Genomic DNA, 15,930 nt, shown 5'->3' with positions numbered 1-15,930 from the left:
AGGCCATTTTTGTAGGAAGTTTTCTGAGGCGATAGTAGGACGGCTCTCGAAACTCGAAGACGGCATTGTTTTGATCATTTCTGCCTAAACTCTTGAGGTCCTCGCACGACATTCCTGTCGATAAATCTATCGACAGGAGGTTGTATGATCGGGAATTTGAGCAAAGTCGAAAACCGGCTGAAAACGTATTTCGCAGCCCCCGACCGGCGTTTCAACGTCAAGTCTGGACTTACACCCTCCGAAGAAGCGGTCAAGTCAAAAGTCAGACAGTTCTGGGCTGATAAAGACGTATCCGGCCTAAAAAAGCTGGAGGGGCTGAATATTGATTTGTCCGGATTCGATCCCCGAAAGACAAGTAGCAAGCAACTGAGAGAGATCGGCGCCATTTTGGCCGATCGGGGCATAATTGATGGGGATCTGGTGGGCGTGATGTCATCAATCAACGTGAAGTACGATGCCACGGGCCGAGAAATCGAGATGGACCGAGAGGTGAATGCCTATCGGTTTTTCGATGAGCAACTGACACTTCTTCAGGGTGTCATCAACGAAGGTAACGAAATTGCAAAAGGCGCAATGGTTGAGCTGAAAACCTCTATTTCAATCATCATGGCGCTGGAGGAGTATGCGAAAACGCCCCGGCAGCGATCCTTGGTGAATATCCGCGTGTAGTGACCTTTCAGGTGGTATGCCTGATTAGTCATCGAATTGTGTGCCTCCACTAAATGACCTGGGCAATTCCGTGTCGATGGCTGATGTTTAAACACAGTCAGGCTGCTCGTGATAATCGAGTCGCAGATGTCTGAAGAGTTGAGAGTTTTGAAAATGAAAAAAAGCCGCTGCAGGCGCAGCGGCTAAACAAGACGTTAGATCCAGGAGCTTGAAAATCTACGTCGTAGAACCCGTTCGAGAAGTTGATGCCGGTAACAATCGCGCTTCCCCTTCGGGTTCCAGGTTCGCGGCGAGGGCAGCCGCGAGGTGAGAGAAGAGTAAGATACTCAATCTTTCCCAAACAGCCCGGTTCATGACATGCAGTTTTACCCGGATGGCAATAATGCCATCCGTCCTACCATTTAAGATGGTTTTTCCTACCGATTACGTCGTATCAGCCTTTAGCGACCAAGCAATATTTACCGCCAACCAGTCGCTACAAACCTTTTTTATAGACGCTCCTTTTCATCGCCTCTCTGCGTGCCTGAACGGCTGGATGCCGCGACGGAGAAAGGTGATTCAATCTTGGAGCGTTACCTATGAACTCTGTAACTGACAACTCATCTGCCCTCGGCACCTTCGACCGTGTGACCCGCCACTTGGCGGCGCTCGCAGAAGCGGGTGCTGAATCCGCCCATCTCTTGGACAACAGTCAGTCCTTGCACAGTCTGGCCCATACGTACCTGAAGACTCGCATAAGCAAGGAAACAGGGCTGAGCGTATCCAACCCCGATGCGCTGTTTTTCAACCGTGAGGACGCGCAAGTCGGGCGGGTTTCCCGCTCGGTCATGAATATGATGATCGACGTGTTACGGGGTGCGATTCCCCTCGAGGTGCTCGAGGACGCCGAGGTGTTTCTTCGCCATGACACGTTCGATCCCGCCCTACGCATCGCTGTCCAAGAGCGCCGATCGGTGATCGAGATCGTGCGCGATGCCGCCGCGCAGTTGCCGGACATCTATATACGCAACCTGGACGGCTTCTGGGACCAGCCCGAGCCCATGCACGAAGGCTCGGCGCGCCAACAATTGTCGGCGCTGCATGACACGGCGCTCAAAAACGACATCGCACTGCTGGGCCTTTCCCGCCAGCTGTCTGAAGAGGAGCAGCGGCGACTGTCGGAGGTTCTAGAGAGCCGGGGGCCTGTGGGCGTGTTTTCGATCGATTTGGCGGTCGACGATTCGGTGATAACGCTGCCGTCGGCCTGGGCCGTCAACGCATCGGCTGAGCAGAGTACTCAGCCGCAAGGTGAAGTGTTTCTGGTGGCGGTCGGAGGCGGCATCGCGCGTTTCGGGTCGTTAGCCGCACTGCGCGAAGAGCTCTCTCGCCGAATCAGCGACCCCGCCGACGCATTGACGCTCCTCCTGAGGTCGCGTGACCAGCAACGACTGAGCGTCCACGGGCCTGTCGTCGCTCACCTGTGGGCCTTCACCCCTCTGAACGCTCCTTTGATAGACACGTTCACGCGTGCGGTGCAGGCCAAGCAGAGGGACGATTCGCATCACCTGCTGCAGCACAGCGATGCCGGGTCGGATACCGATTCTTTTCTGCGGGACCTCGAGCGTGTACGCGTTTGCAGCGATCTGGATGAAGCGGTGGGTCAACGCTTCGCCCGTCTGTCGAGCGACCTTTGCACGCTGGTCCAGCCTCGCTGGCGCAAATTTGCGCAGCCTGACCATCAAGTCCATCTCACGAATCTTGAACAGGAGCATTTGCGCCGTAAGCGAGATGTTGAAGCCGTGCTCACCGGCCTTGAATCCGTCGAAGGTTTCGCAGCCGCTGAGATGGTGAAGTATTGCCGTGAGCGTCTTGGGTTGACCCTCGATCCTGCCGCGATCGAGCTGACGGTCAACGACTCGATTGGTGTCGATGGAAGTGATCCGTTGAACGCGGTCTACCAGGGGACGTTGCTGCACTTTGCGGTCAACGGGCTGCCAGCCACCCGCGATGAGGTCCAGGTCGCGCCCGCTGGGCTGCACGTGGACTTTACGAGCACGTTCATCGATACCATGCTCAATGAGTTGGACATTCCACAGCGATACGCACATGCCCTACGCGATCGCTATCTGGACGAGGAAAACCTTCGCACCATGGCCCGCCATCGCGACAGCGCCCTGGCGATGAGCGCGCAGGCAGCGTTGATGCAAGGCCATCTCCTTCAGGACCGAAGCCACGAGCTGTTGATACAGATCCGCGGGGATGTCCGCAGGCCGGACGCCGATCACAGCATCGGCAGCCTGCACATCATGGGCACAGGAGCGCGTTTCAGAGACCTCATCGTGTTTAGCGAGAAGACGGCGGTCGACGAGCATTTCGTGCTCTATGCGCCCGGCGCTCCGGGGGGCCAGGATTTTTATGAGTTCGCTTCCTGGCGGCAGCTGAGCTTTCACGTAGGGGGTTGGCTGGCCAGCGAGTCCGGTCGTTCCTTCGTTCATGACCAGTTGGCGGGCCCCCTGCAACACGGTCTCAACGCTCAGCTCAATGACATCCAGCTCAAGCCCACGCTGTGGGGACCGGACACCTGCGTGTTCGAGCCTTGCCCGCATGAGAACTACGAAGCGAACCTGGCGTTGCTGGTCCTGTTGAAGGTCGTCGCGATCGTAAAAGGAGAAAAGATCGCCGTCTCACCGCTGGACGCACCAGGTTCGCTGGTCTCCAGGCAGTTGCTGGCAACGGTGGAGGCACGAATCGGTGCACTCAATGCTGAATTTGCAAAGCTCAGTCCGGGGCTTGTCACACTGCAGGACTACGCTCACAAGCACGTCTCCGCGGAATTGAACGGTTTTCTGCGCAGTCAGGGGTATGAACGCCATGTCGATCCCGACACGCTCTACTTCGGGTTGGGGCAGCCGTACTTCGAGACGCCGGATTTCGGTGAGCACACGCCATTGCGCTCGCTGACTGAACTGGTCATGTACGGTACAGAGGACATCCTGTCTCACCGTCAAGCCATTCATCTTTACTCGTCGACGGGTCTCGATGTGTCGCAATTGCCGCGCCACCTGATTCAATTCGCCGACAAACAGGTGCGGGAAGCGGATCTCGGTGCGCGTTACATGGATTTTCTCACTGAAGGCTTTCTCGGACGCAAAGACCCGCGTTACGCCCGCCGCAAGGCGTTGATGGCCAAGCGTGTGCAGCACGAGATGATTCGCGGCGCAATGCTGCAATATTTAGAAGGCGACCTGAGCGACCCGCAATATAGCTGGCTTCGCGGCGCCATCATCGCGCTAGGCACTGATCAATCGAGCAACGTTGGTAATGGGACCACTGGCGTTTCGGCATTTCGCATGGCGGGCCAGATCGTCGAAGGCGTATACATCTTCCAAGACTTTGCTCGAGGCGAGCCGGGCTACAAACTTCTTTACACCCCCGGTGCGCCGGATGGAGTGCACTTCAGGCCCTTGACCGATTATGGCGCGCTGCTGGGTTCGGTCTCGATGCAGAGCTACTTCTATGGTCGGGTGGCTTACGCTGGGCAGCGCAGGGTTGGGACCTTCATCGACAACTTCGAGCGAGGCGGCAAACACGATCCTTCGTTTTTGACCATCGTCAACCGAATGGAAGATCGCCTGCGCGATGCCGGTCAACTGTATGGCGACATGCTCGAGCGGATGATTGCGGACGTCGACGAGGAAATCGAGAGCTTGGCTGAAAAAAGGCTGTCGACGGCATGGAATGTCATCAGATGGACGGGGACCATCCTTCTATTGCCATTTCCGGTCGCCAGCTTTGCCTGGGGCACTCTGACGAGCGTTGTGACCTTGATCAAGGCCTACGACGCTTACGCCTCCGGGGACAAAGCGGCGGCATTGCCTTTGCTGATCTTCGGCGTGATAGGGATAGTGACCACGGCCGACGGAGTTCGCGCGTTCCTCCAGGGCTCCCTTACGCTGCTCAAGGGCATCGGCGTGCGCGCAGGGGTGTGGGCCTGGCGCAAACTTAAACTGGATCGGGCGTACACTATCCCTGCCTAGTGCACGGCGCGGCTTGATGGCAATTGCGCCAATCGCTGCGTCAAGCGGATTTGCTGAACCGGGTCGTCGCTCAACATCAGCGCATGCTCTAAGTCGTACCGTTCGGCCTGAGGGCATTCAAGCGTCTGGTACAGGCTGGCACGAGCGAGGTAATCGCTGGTGTTGGCCTGCCCCAGTTCCAGAACCCGATTGGCATCTTTGAGCGATGCAATGAGATCGTCGTTGATTTGGTGCAGATGGCGCAGGTTGCGTGACAACCGCTGCAGCATCGCCTGAGGAGTGGCAGTGCGCATATGCTCGGCCCTGAGTGGCATGTCGGGGCCGAACTGGCGCAGCAACAGTTCGCGACAATCCTTGGGGTACAGGCGGCGACCACCGCAGGGGTCCAGCGCATGGTCCGCACCCGGCACACGCAGGAGGAAATGCCCGGGAAAGTTCACGCCTTCCAATGGAATTTCCAGGCGACGGGCCAGCTCCAGTGCAATGATCCCCAAGCCCAATGGCTGACCTCGACGACGATCGATGATTTTGTGCAACAGCGCCACTGGCGGCTTGGGCTGGGCGACGTCGTCTTGCTGGAAGCCGAGGGTCGCCATTTGCCGTAGCAAGGGTTGAGCAAGCTCATTGGCAGGCAGCAGCGGCAGCGCCGCGCTGATGCGCCGGTGGACCTCGTCCATCGATTCATGACAATGCCGAAGGTCGGCCTGAGCATCATGTTCGACCGAAATCCACAGCGCTGCCTCAAAGGTGGCAGGCGGAGTGCGGTGCAGGCAGTCAAGGCAGCACTGGCGTGGGTTCATCGACGTCTCCCGTCGGAACAGGCGGCTGAAACGGTACGTTGGAAGTTTCGTTTTAGCGCTGGCGGCGGTGTTCGTCCAGTGGCGAATGCCGGCTGATCGTTTCTGCCCGGTATTCGTCGATTCCCTGCTGGAAGATCGCTCGTTCACCCGTCGTTTTTTTCGGCAGCGCCTATACTCGCAATACAAAAAAACCGGGAGCACTGCCAATGTTCGCTCTCATGCAAAGCGCGCGCGTTCAGTCGTTGCATTTGATCGTCGATCCGCAGACCTGCCTCAAAGCCGTGATCGCGATCCACAGCAGTCAAAAAGGGCCTGCACTGGGCGGCGTGCGCTACCTTTCCTATCCAAATGAAGAGAGTGCTGTTGAAGATGCCATTCAATTGGCAAGGAATATGAGCTACAAGGCCGTGCTGGCTGGCCTGCCTTTGGGCGGAGGGACGGCTGTCATCTTGCGACCTGCGCACGTGCCCGCCCGCGCCGCATTGTTCGAAGCGTTCGGACGCTTCATTCAGACCCTTGATGGCCGTTACATCGCCGCCATCGACAGTGGGACGTCCAGCGAAGACATGGACTGCATCGCTCAATACACCCAACACGTCACCAGCACCACTGAGTCAGGCGATCCTTCGTCTCACACGGCCATGGGCCTGTACGCCGGGATCCGCACCACCGCGATGGCGCGGCTGGGAAGCGACAACCTGGAAGGACTGCGGGTGGCGATTCAAGGGCTGGGTCACGTCGGCTGGGCACTGGCCGAGCAACTTCACGCGGCAGGGGCCGAACTGCTGGTCGCTGACCTTGATAGCGGCAAGGTGCAACTGGCAATGGAGCAGATGGGGGCCAAACCCGTCGCGAGCGAAGCCTTGCTCAGTACCCCGTGCGACATCCTCGCTCCCTGCGGACTCGGGGGCGTGCTCAACAGCCACAGCGTGACCAAGCTGCGTTGCGCCGCCGTGGCCGGAGGGGCCAACAATCAGCTGAGCTGCGCGGCCATCGCCGATCAGCTCGAAGCACGCGGCATCCTGTACGCGCCCGATTACGTGATCAATTCCGGCGGGTTGATCTACGTCGCCCTGCAACATAAGGGGGAAAACTCGCACACCATCACCGCACATTTGTCCCAGATAGGAACACGGCTAACCGAAGTGTTCGCTCATGCGCAGGCGGAAAAGCGCTCACCCGCGCGGGTGGCTGACGCCTTGGCGGAGCGTCTATTGAACCTTGAGTGATGGTCTTACCCGCGCTGCTCAATGAGAGCATGCGACGTGCATCGAGTGCCCCGTCGCATTTGCGGCATCGGGTGGCTCACGAACAGTAGTCGTCCCGCTGCTGCTCGATCATTTCCAGTGCGGCCGCCCAGGCCAAGTCCACGATTTCTTCTTCCCCTTCACTTTCGAACTGACGCGCGGTGAATTCGCAGGTTTCGGGCGTCGGTGTCAGCAACGCTGTGCCCCCGGCAAGGGCTTGAACCTGTGCCTGACAGGCTCGCTCCAAGAAATAGATGTTGATGAACGCTTCGGCGGTGCTGCCCCCAGCAGCCAGCAGGCCATGGTTGCGCAGGATCATCGCCTTGTGGCGCGGCCCCAGGTCTTTGACCAGTTGTTCGCGCTCGGCGGTGCGCAGCGCAATGCCTTCGTAAGCGTGGTAAGCCACGCGATTATAGAACTTCAACGCGTGCTGGCTGATGGGCAACAATCCTTGGGCTTGTGCCGAAACGGCAATCCCGGCAGCGGTGTGGGTATGGATGACGCAGTGCAGGTCGGGTCGTGCCTGGTGGATAGCCGAATGGATGACGAATCCTGCGCGATTGACGCGATGCTCAGGATAGCATTCGTCGACCACGCGGCCTTCGCCGTCGATTTTGACAAGGGTGCTGGCTTTCATCCGCTCGAATAGGGTGCCGTAGCGGTTGATCAGAAAATGGCCGTCCGGGCCTTCCAGCCGCAACGAGATGTGGGTGTCGATCAGGTCGGTCATGCGCAGGTGCGCAATGAGTCGATAGAGCGCGGCCAGGTCGCAACGCGCGGCCCATTCCTGAGCAGACATTCCTGCGGGGCGTTCTGACATGGGGTGTCCCCTGAGTGAGTTGGCGTATTTGATGCACACGTTTTAAAGACAACCTGCCACCAGCTCAATGTCGCATTTCTTATAGTTAATATTCCGTGTGCCAATAAAGGCTGACGCCGTGACAACGCCCTCACATCCCACGCCACCTCGAACCTCTTCGCGCCCACTGAGCGAGCGGGTCGACTGGAACCTGCTGCGCACCTTTCAAGTGGTGGCCCAAGAGCTCAGCATCAGCCGCGCCGCCGCTCGTTTGCATTTGTCACAACCGGCGGTGAGCCAGGCGCTCAAGCGACTGGAAGAGCAAATGGGGACCGCCTTGGTGGAACGCCACGGGCCTCGCTTCAGCCTGACGCGTTCGGGCATCGAGGCGCTGCGGGTCGCCACCGAACTGCAGGGGCAATTCGCGCAACTCGACGCCGCCCTCGAACAGTCCAGCGGTCAGGTGGTCGGCCGGGTTCGTCTGCTGACGGTCAGTGGAATACAGTGCCCGCCCTTCGACCGTTTTCTCGCGCAATTGCACCGTGACTATCCGGGCATTGCCCTGGAGGTCGAAGTGCAATCGAGCGACGCCATCGTCAGTGCGTTGGCACAAAAAACGGCCACTTTCGGGCTGGCCGTCCATCGCGTCGCTCAACCCTGGATGGGGCAATCCTGGCTAACGAGGGAGCGCTATGGGCTGTATTGCAGCGATCAGCACCCCTTGTTCGGGCGTAAGGACCTGAGCCTTGACGACCTGCGGCATGAACACTTGGTGAGCTTTGCCGGGGATCTGCTCGGCGGGACCCTGTCAGCGTTGGCGGAATTTCGCGGTCGGCATGCCCTGGACGGGCAGATCATCGCATCGTCTGCCAACACGCAAGAAGTGCTGCGATTGGTGCTGGCCGGGTTTGGCATCGGCTGCCTACCGGAACATCTGTGCGAAAGGGGAGTGTCGGAAGGCACGCTTTGGCGACTTCCCCCAGACGACAGCGTCTGTGAGATTGATATCCATGTGCTCTGGAACCTCGAGCAGCGCCTGACCATGGCGGAAACCGTTTTCCTGCAAGGAATGAAAGCCCTGAATGACGAACAGGTTTCCAATATCTGCAAGTAGACTTGCCATTTGAAACATTTGCCCCTCTGCTGAAGTTTCCTAGCATCCCTGTCCTGTGACCGATTCTGCGTTCGCGATTCAGCAACCACCGTGTCAAAGGAGAAGGTAAATGTCTGATGCTACCGAGCGCCTCTGGGGGGCGCGGTTCAAGTCCGGTCCTGCCCAAGCCATGGCCAACCTTTCACGCGCGCCTCATGCCTATTTCCGTCTCCTGCCCTACGATGTGGCCGGGTCGAAGGCCCATGCTAATGAATTGCATCGTGCGGGCTTGCTCGATGCCGACGAAACCCGACGCATCATCGAAGCGCTGACGGCCATCGATTCGGACTATGCGGCGGGCGTCGTGCAGCCGATTGCCGCTGATGAGGATGTACACACGTTCATCGAGCGTTTGCTGACCGAACGGCTGGGTGCTCTGGGCGGGAAGCTGCGTGCCGGGCGTTCGCGCAATGATCAGACGGCGAACGATATGCGACTCTACCTCCGGGATCAGGTCCGCCGCTTGACCCTTGCCATTCTGGAGCTGCAAACGGCACTGGTCGGACAAGCCGAGCAGCACATTCACACCATTGCACCAGGTTTCACCCACCTGCAGCAGGCCCAGCCCATTGTCTTCGCCCATCATCTGATGGCCCATGCGCAGGCCATTCATCGCGACATTCAACGGCTGCAGGATTTCGACAAGCGCTTCAGCCTGTCCCCGCTGGGCGCGGCCGCGCTGGCGGGTTCGGCGATCGCACGCGACCCGCAGCGGTCGGCTGCGGAGATGGGGTATGCCGGGCCGTGCGAGAACTCCATCGACGCTGTCGCCAGCCGTGATCATGTGGCCGAGTTCCTGTTTTGCGGCAGCATGCTGGGCATCAACATTTCCCGCATGGCGGAAGAGTTCTGCCTCTGGACCTCAAGGCAGTTTCGCTGGGTCGATCTGGACGATGGCTACGCGACCGGCAGCTCGATCATGCCGCAGAAAAAGAACCCGGATATCGCTGAGCTTGCGCGGGGCAAGTCGGGGCGCATCATTGGCTCGCTCACGGGTATCCTCTCAGTCCTCAAGGCGCAGCCCCTGTCCTACAACCGCGATTTGAGCGAAGACAAACATGCGGTCATCGACACGCTGGATACGTTGAACCTGGTGCTCCCGGCGTTTGCGGGCATGGTCGCGACGATGACTGTACGCAAGGACGAATTACTGCGCCAGGCGCCGCTGGGCTTCACGCTGGCCACCGAAGTGGCGGATTGGCTCGCCTTGCGGGGCGTGCCATTCAAAGAGGCCCATGAGATCACAGGGCAATTGGTGCAGCTCTGCGAGGCCCAAGACATTGGGCTGGAGCAGCTCACTCCCGACATGCTCGCCCGCACGGATGCCCGCCTGACCCCTGAAGTGCTCGACTGCCTCACGCTCGATGCGGCATTGGCTGCGCGTAGCGGGTGGGGCGGTACCTCGCCGGAGCGCGTCGCCGAGCAAATCGCGCGTTTCAAGGGGCAGTTGCATGCGCAGGAGAAATGGGCGCTCGACTACACCGGACCGCGTGCCTGATCCGCGCCACCTCAGGCTGTTGCTGCAACGCGAAAAGCCCGCGAAGGATCACGATCACCTCGCGGGCGGGATGTGGCAGGGCGATCAGTTCAGGTGGGCTTTGAGTTCACCTGCGGCCTGACGCAGGGCGGCCTTGACCTCCGGAATGTTGGCCAGTGGGTTCAGCAAGCCGTAGTCATGGACCATCCCGTTGTAGCGTACAGCGGTGACGTCGACACCCGCGGCATCCAGTTTGCGGGCGTAGGCCTCGCCTTCGTCCCGCAGCACGTCCAGCCCGGCTGTCTGAACCAGTGCCGGCGGTAGCCCCTTCAGTTGCTCGGTGGTCGCACGCAGTGGTGAGGCATGGATCTCGGCACGCTGTTTGGCGTCAGTGGTGTAGTTGTCCCAGAACCACGTCATCATGTTTTTGGTCAGGAAGTGGCCTTCGGCATAGGCTTGATAGGAGCCCGTGTCGAAGTTGGCGTCCGTCACAGGCCACAGCAGCAATTGGAAGCGAAGTTTAGGCGTGCCCTGTTCCTTGGCTTTCAACGCCACGACCGCGGCCATGTTGCCACCCACGCTGTTCCCTGCCACCGCAAGCCGCGAGCTATCGACCTTGATCTGTTTGCCATGTTCGGCGACCCACCGGGTCGCGGCATACGCCTGATTGATCGCGGTCGGGTAATGAGCTTCAGGCGAGGGGGTGTAACCGACGTAGACGGCTACGGCACCCGAGCCAACCACCAGATCACGAATCAGACGCGCGTGAGTCGGGTAGTCGCCCAAAACCCAGCCGCCACCGTGGAAGTACATGAAGACCGGCAATTCGCCCTTGGCCCCGGCCGGACGCACGATGGTGAGTTTGAGGTCCTGGCCGTCGGCTTTGATCGTTTGTTCACTGACCTCGATGCCTGACATGTCCACTTTTACCGAATTTTGAGCGCCCGTCAGCACGGCGCGAGCGTCTTTCGGGCTCAGTTGTTCCAGTGGACGACCGCCACCGGCGGCCAGCGCGTTGAGAAACGCTCGGGTCTGATGCTCGGGTACCGCGGTTTCAGCGGCGAAGGCGCTACTAGCGGACAGTGCGAGGAGGGTAGCGGCCAGGGTCTTCTTGAGCGTCTTCAGCGTGCGGTCGGTCATGTTCAGATTCCTTCGGATTCGATTCAGAGAGTTCGGATCGCCACTGTCAACCTGCTTGCTGCATCGTGGCTGGCTTGGAAGTGAATTTACGGACCGATGGATTGGCAGACAATCAGGCTAATGTGAGACTCATTGTTTCTGATTTGGGGACGGTGGGTTTTGCTCTTTCGCTCGAAGGCGTGCGTCGCGGCAGGCGCCCGCGTGAGGGCATAAAAAAACCTCCCGAAGGAGGTCGTTTTTTTCAGCTGGCACATCAGCTTTCACTGTCAGTGTTGCCAGGCTCGGAAAGCTCGTTCAATGCCGTGGCGTTGTTCTTGAACGCCGCCGCAAACACTGCGCGATTCTTCGCCATGTAGATGCTCGCATCTTCCGCATGCTTCTCGGACAAGCCCGGTACGTTCTTCATCAAAACGTCGGTGAGGAGCTCTGCCAGCTCGAGCATTTGATCATGCGCATCGGCGAGTTTGCGGTCCACGAACGTAGTCTCCAAATCGCGGGTACTGCGGTAAAGGGTTTCAACAGCCATTTTGGCCTCGTCGTCATTTCCAGTGTGGTGGTGAGCCCGGCCGTGCAGCGACCCTCTGACGCGCGGCGAGGGTTGCGACCTCGCCTGAAGCGCATAGGGACGGCTGAGGCGGCGGGCCAACAGTCGGCACGTGGCGGCTACTGTTTATTTATACAGTGCGCAGCATAAGGCAATTTTGGTCGCCTGGGTAGTGGCATTTCGTATGCATTATTGATGCTCATATAAAGCCTTGCGACAACCGGTCACGTTCTCAACCGTGAGGGATGGCCCTTTTAATGCACGGCCATCAGCGCGTCATACGCGCTTGGCATCCTCCGTTTCGTGTCATCCAAGGAAGTGCATCGTGAAAATCAATTGGGCCGAGTCCCTCCGTCAGCACGTACACAGCTGCGCCGAATCGCTCGGCAATCTGTTCGTCGAAACCTTCCATTACCTGGCCTTGTTCGCCATCGGCGCGGTCACCGCATGGGCGGCGGTCATGGCGTTTCTGGGCATGCTCGAAAAAGGGCATATCACGGTGGACGATATCCTGCTGCTGTTCATCTACCTGGAACTCGGGGCGATGGTCGGAATTTATTTCAAGACCAAGGTACAGGTTTCTAACAATTTCTTTGCCAGTCAGAAAAACCGTGCAAGCCCTGATATTTTAGCGGCGTGGTGTGCATGACCCGATTCAGATGCGCGATGTGGTTGGCTTGATTTGCTCAATTTATGAACAGTGGTGGGTACAATGACGCAAGAAGTGAAATGGGCTGAAAGCCTACGCAAAAAGCTACATGGTGCTGCCGATTCGATTGGCAATTTATTCGTAGAAACGTTTCATTATCTCGCGCTTTTCGCCATTGGGCTGATAACTGTTTGGGCAGGAATATCGACCTTTCTAGGAATGCTTCAACAGCCAAAAGTAACGGTTGATGATATTTTGCTGCTGTTTATTTATCTTGAATTGCTGGCCATGGCGGGCATTTATTTTAAAACTAATCACATGCCCCTGAGATTTTTGTTGTACATCGGCGTAACCGCATTGATTCGATTGTTGATAAGTGATGTTTCTCATCACAATGCCCCAGATACGGGAATTCTTTACGTTTGTGGTGGTGTATTATTACTGGCTGTGTCGATTTTGGTGGTTAGGTATTCCTCTTCAAAATATCCTTCAGTAAAAGAAAAATCAGATTGACAAAAATTTGCTTTCGTTTAATCGCTATGCTCAAAACCGAACTCCACAAGCGTAGCTTTTAAATAGTGGCTATCGCCTTCCTCTAGGTCGTGTAACCATGATTGCTCCCTCAGTCATTCGTGTCACGCCGAGACTACACGTAACTGTGTTTTTGTACAGGTTTCCTGTGGGGAGGAAGGTTGGAATACGCAGAATGTGGTCAAGAGCAGCTGAGAACTAGACCGACCCCTTCGTGGTGTGGCATATTGCCACATTAGGGGCTGTTTTCCAAAATTCGTCTTGTTATTTAAGAGACATGCAAAGGAATGCAGCGAGCCACAGTTCTTCAAAAGCCGCCAATATGATTCTTGAAAATATTAAGATAAAAAACTTTAGGACACTTGTCGCTGATACGCTGATCAGTTTTTCTAATGGTATTACGATAGTTGGACCTAATAGCAGTGGAAAAACAAATATTCTCAAAGCGGTGGAGATGTTTTTCACAGGGTTCGAGAATAAAAACAAGTATTGTGTAGAACGTGACTTTCCTGTCGGACTGGAAAGTGGCCAAACCTCCTTAACGGCTAGTTTTATACTTGAACATGATGATGAAATGGCGCTTGAGTATTATCGACTATTAAACTCATGCTTAGATCAGCCGAAGACTCTGAGTGATAAGGTCACGGTCTACCTCACTTTTTCTAAAACAGGCAACCCTTCATATAGGTTGTTCGTTGGTGATAAATTTCACGATGATAAACGAGGCCAATTCAACGCTTATCAGAAGTTTTTCTTGGAAACGTTGTTTGGTAAATTTGAATGCCACTATGTTGCATCAAGTAAAAATATTGATGACTTATACAGCGAGTTGCTTCTTCCATACATAAAGCGTTCTGTATCAGCGCGATTGGATGAAAAGATAGCAGAGATAGAAATATGTCTTGGAGGAATATCTGCTGCTATTGATGATCAACTCAATGCGGTTGGGATGGGTAATATCAAGACGCATTTTAAAATCCCGAGTAACTCCTTGGAGAAGTTGTTAGGGAGTTTTGAGTTTCATCTTTCAGATCCGGTTATTACTGAAATTGATAGAAAGGGTATGGGAATCCAGTCCGCCTCGATTATTGCGTCGTTTAGCTGGATTACTCAAGAAGAAAAAAAACTTGGAAAGACTCCGGTTTGGTTAATCGAAGAGCCAGAGTCTTATTTGCATCCTGAACTTGCAGGGTGCTGCTATGAAATATTAAGAGATCTCGGTGATATAGCACATGTGATAGTGACAACACATAGTTTAGCATTTGTGCCCAAAGATCCTAGAGCTGTAATTAGGACAGAGATGGAATCAGGTGCTACAAAGATAGCTATTTGTGCCTCATATATAGAGGCAACGCGAGCAATACGCAATTCTTTAGGAGTAAGATTTAGCGACTTTTGTAACTTGGGATTATGGAATGTTTTTGTGGAAGGAAAAACTGATCGAGAACTTTATCAGTGGGTCTTGGATCATATTGAGATAAAGGCCACAGGTAAGCATGCTTGGGATAATGTTAGGCGTGCGGACTTCTTAGATTTCGGTGGGGTTGGTGCGTTAGAAGGTTTTGTAAAAGCTTCATGGGAGTATGTTCATAAAGAGCGCCCTGTGGTCTGTATTCTAGATGGGGATGAAGCCGGTGATAAAACTAGGCGTAATATTCAAGGGTTTTGTGGTAACAAAGGCTTGCCATTTGAAATTAATAAGCATCTTGTTCTTCTTTCGAAAGGGTTCGCTTTGGAAGGAATGTTTCCTCATGAATGGATACTCGATGCTCATAAGGAAAATGAAGCTTGGTTTAAAGACTTCGCAACAGATTTGGATGGGCAATTAATGCCTTTTGTTTGTAAGGATGAAGCAGCAAAGGAAAAACTCAGAACATACTTAAAGGCAAGAGCGGAAAATTCAAATAATGACGCCTGGATTGAGCGGTTTGAAAAGATATTTAATGCTGTGGATGATGCGCTGGCGCTCCAAGCAAGTAAAATCTACAAGCATGATTACAAAGGTAACTTCAGTCCAGTTCATGCATTGATGGATTAAAAGGGTACTCAGCGTGGCATCCTTTTTTAATTACGGATGGTGAGAAAGGCTGCCTTTGGACTTTTGGCATGCAGACGCTTTTAGTTGTTACGGCTTCGGATTAGCGATGTCTCACATCGGAAATCCATTTTATATATTGGCTGTTTCTAGCCTCTTAGGTTTGTCTGTTAGATGAGGGTTGTTGGCGTCGATAGTGATTGCAAAAAATTATTTGGAGTGTCACGGCTTGCGCTTAGGTAGATGCTTTTCTAATATATAAGTGCTGTAAAAAACTGCCTAAGTCTTTATTGTAATTTATTTCCCTGAATGGCGGGGTAGTTTCTAAATGGGACCACTAGATTATCTAAATCCGTTCTCAAAGCGCGGGTTTTTTGCTTCGAGTAACTTCAATTTAACACTCTTTGACCGCAAGCAGCTTAATCACCTACCTCTGCGTTGATCACAAAGTCTAGGAGTGTTTTTTCCAGTTTAGAGTTCGGGGTAGATATGCTGTAAAGGCAGTTAGATTTAATGTCCAGAGTTACTGGGGTTCCATCTTGGTAAGACTCTATTTTCACCCTTTCAAACTCTAGTGGGACGTCTTGTATTAACCGTTGAGCTGATAGAATGGCATTCTCGTTGCTGTAAATTGAAAAGGATATTTTGTCGTGTTGTGTAATAGTCTGGTTTGAAGAGTAGGAGTGTGTGATTCTTACACGCGAATTTTCAGAGTCTTGTATATGTGTAGACAGCTTGAGTAGAGATATTTTAATCTGCGAAATAAATATTTTTGATTGAATTGCCTCCTCTAGGCTTTTGAGAAATGGTTTGATTGACTTTGATGATGAGTCAATCGTTAGTATTAGCGATTTGTTCTTGATGCTCTGA

At 55.0% G+C, this 15,930-nt stretch carries 11 protein-coding genes and 1 pseudogene; 8 read left to right on the top strand and 4 right to left on the bottom strand.

Annotated elements, in window-relative coordinates; all coding sequences use genetic code 11:
- Positions 1–144 precede the first annotated feature (144 nt).
- Positions 145–669 carry a hypothetical protein gene (locus DBP26_RS18895; RefSeq protein ID WP_108239148.1) on the top strand — a complete coding sequence of 175 codons (525 nt, stop codon included), beginning with the start codon at positions 145–147 and terminating at the stop codon, positions 667–669.
- Between the two features lie 578 nt (positions 670–1,247).
- Positions 1,248–4,685 carry a DUF6543 domain-containing protein gene (locus DBP26_RS18890; RefSeq protein ID WP_108239149.1) on the top strand — a complete coding sequence of 1,146 codons (3,438 nt, stop codon included), beginning with the start codon at positions 1,248–1,250 and terminating at the stop codon, positions 4,683–4,685.
- On the opposite strand, the gene DBP26_RS18885 is transcribed toward DBP26_RS18890, so the two are convergent.
- The gene (locus DBP26_RS18885; protein ID WP_108239150.1) at positions 4,682–5,485 is read right to left on the bottom strand and encodes a transglutaminase family protein; all 804 of its coding nucleotides are present in this window, start codon (positions 5,483–5,485) and stop codon (positions 4,682–4,684) included. The two genes, DBP26_RS18890 and DBP26_RS18885, sit on opposite strands and share 4 nt — an antisense overlap.
- 206 nt (positions 5,486–5,691) lie before the next feature.
- On the opposite strand from DBP26_RS18885, the gene DBP26_RS18880 reads away from it, so the two are divergent.
- Complete coding sequence (locus tag DBP26_RS18880) at positions 5,692–6,714, top strand: Glu/Leu/Phe/Val dehydrogenase dimerization domain-containing protein (RefSeq protein ID WP_108239151.1); 1,023 nt, start codon at positions 5,692–5,694, stop codon at positions 6,712–6,714.
- A 76-nt stretch (positions 6,715–6,790) separates the two neighbouring features.
- On the opposite strand, the gene DBP26_RS18875 is transcribed toward DBP26_RS18880, so the two are convergent.
- Positions 6,791–7,552 (bottom strand): class II aldolase/adducin family protein, encoded by a 762-nt coding sequence (locus tag DBP26_RS18875; RefSeq protein ID WP_256600931.1) that lies wholly within the window; start codon positions 7,550–7,552, stop codon positions 6,791–6,793.
- 118 nt (positions 7,553–7,670) lie between these two features.
- Between DBP26_RS18875 and DBP26_RS18870 the strand changes: the two genes are divergently transcribed.
- Positions 7,671–8,645: a LysR family transcriptional regulator gene (locus tag DBP26_RS18870; protein ID WP_108239153.1), complete on the top strand. Its 975-nt coding sequence runs from the start codon at positions 7,671–7,673 to the stop codon at positions 8,643–8,645.
- A gap of 109 nt (positions 8,646–8,754) precedes the next feature.
- Complete coding sequence (gene argH, locus DBP26_RS18865) at positions 8,755–10,182, top strand: argininosuccinate lyase (RefSeq protein ID WP_108239154.1); 1,428 nt, start codon at positions 8,755–8,757, stop codon at positions 10,180–10,182.
- A gap of 84 nt (positions 10,183–10,266) precedes the next feature.
- On the opposite strand, the gene DBP26_RS18860 is transcribed toward argH, so the two are convergent.
- A complete protein-coding gene (locus DBP26_RS18860) occupies positions 10,267–11,286 on the bottom strand; it encodes an alpha/beta hydrolase (RefSeq protein WP_108239166.1) in 1,020 nt (339 codons plus the stop codon).
- Between the two features lie 268 nt (positions 11,287–11,554).
- Complete coding sequence (locus tag DBP26_RS18855) at positions 11,555–11,827, bottom strand: YebG family protein (protein WP_108239155.1); 273 nt, start codon at positions 11,825–11,827, stop codon at positions 11,555–11,557.
- Between the two features lie 343 nt (positions 11,828–12,170).
- On the opposite strand from DBP26_RS18855, the pseudogene DBP26_RS18850 reads away from it, so the two are divergent.
- The 3 genes and pseudogenes from DBP26_RS18850 to DBP26_RS18840 form a co-directional block, all read left to right on the top strand.
- Positions 12,171–12,413 (top strand): annotated as a pseudogene (locus tag DBP26_RS18850) (phosphate-starvation-inducible PsiE family protein); the annotation flags it as partial.
- A 144-nt stretch (positions 12,414–12,557) separates the two neighbouring features.
- On the top strand, positions 12,558–13,007 hold the full coding sequence (locus DBP26_RS18845; protein ID WP_108239156.1) for a phosphate-starvation-inducible PsiE family protein: 450 nt from the start codon (positions 12,558–12,560) through the stop codon (positions 13,005–13,007).
- A gap of 232 nt (positions 13,008–13,239) precedes the next feature.
- Complete coding sequence (locus DBP26_RS18840; RefSeq protein WP_218565107.1) at positions 13,240–15,063, top strand: AAA family ATPase; 1,824 nt, start codon at positions 13,240–13,242, stop codon at positions 15,061–15,063.
- The last annotated feature ends 867 nt before the right edge of the window (positions 15,064–15,930 follow it).

Source organism: Pseudomonas sp. RIT409 (assembly GCF_003052515.2).
GTDB lineage: Bacteria > Pseudomonadota > Gammaproteobacteria > Pseudomonadales > Pseudomonadaceae > Aquipseudomonas.
This window is presented reverse-complemented; position numbering and strand designations above follow the sequence as displayed.

What these genes read in the sequence shown, in the direction of transcription:
- DBP26_RS18845 (WP_108239156.1), top strand. Translation starts at nt 12,558, where the DNA reads ATGACGCAAGAAGTGAAATGGGCTGAAAGCCTACGCAAAAAGCTACAT.
- DBP26_RS18895 (WP_108239148.1), top strand. Translation starts at nt 145, where the DNA reads ATGATCGGGAATTTGAGCAAAGTCGAAAACCGGCTGAAAACGTATTTC.
- argH (WP_108239154.1), top strand. Translation starts at nt 8,755, where the DNA reads ATGTCTGATGCTACCGAGCGCCTCTGGGGGGCGCGGTTCAAGTCCGGT.
- DBP26_RS18855 (WP_108239155.1), bottom strand. Translation starts at nt 11,827, where the DNA reads ATGGCTGTTGAAACCCTTTACCGCAGTACCCGCGATTTGGAGACTACG.
- DBP26_RS18885 (WP_108239150.1), bottom strand. Translation starts at nt 5,485, where the DNA reads ATGAACCCACGCCAGTGCTGCCTTGACTGCCTGCACCGCACTCCGCCT.
- DBP26_RS18880 (WP_108239151.1), top strand. Translation starts at nt 5,692, where the DNA reads ATGTTCGCTCTCATGCAAAGCGCGCGCGTTCAGTCGTTGCATTTGATC.
- DBP26_RS18890 (WP_108239149.1), top strand. Translation starts at nt 1,248, where the DNA reads ATGAACTCTGTAACTGACAACTCATCTGCCCTCGGCACCTTCGACCGT.
- DBP26_RS18875 (WP_256600931.1), bottom strand. Translation starts at nt 7,552, where the DNA reads ATGTCAGAACGCCCCGCAGGAATGTCTGCTCAGGAATGGGCCGCGCGT.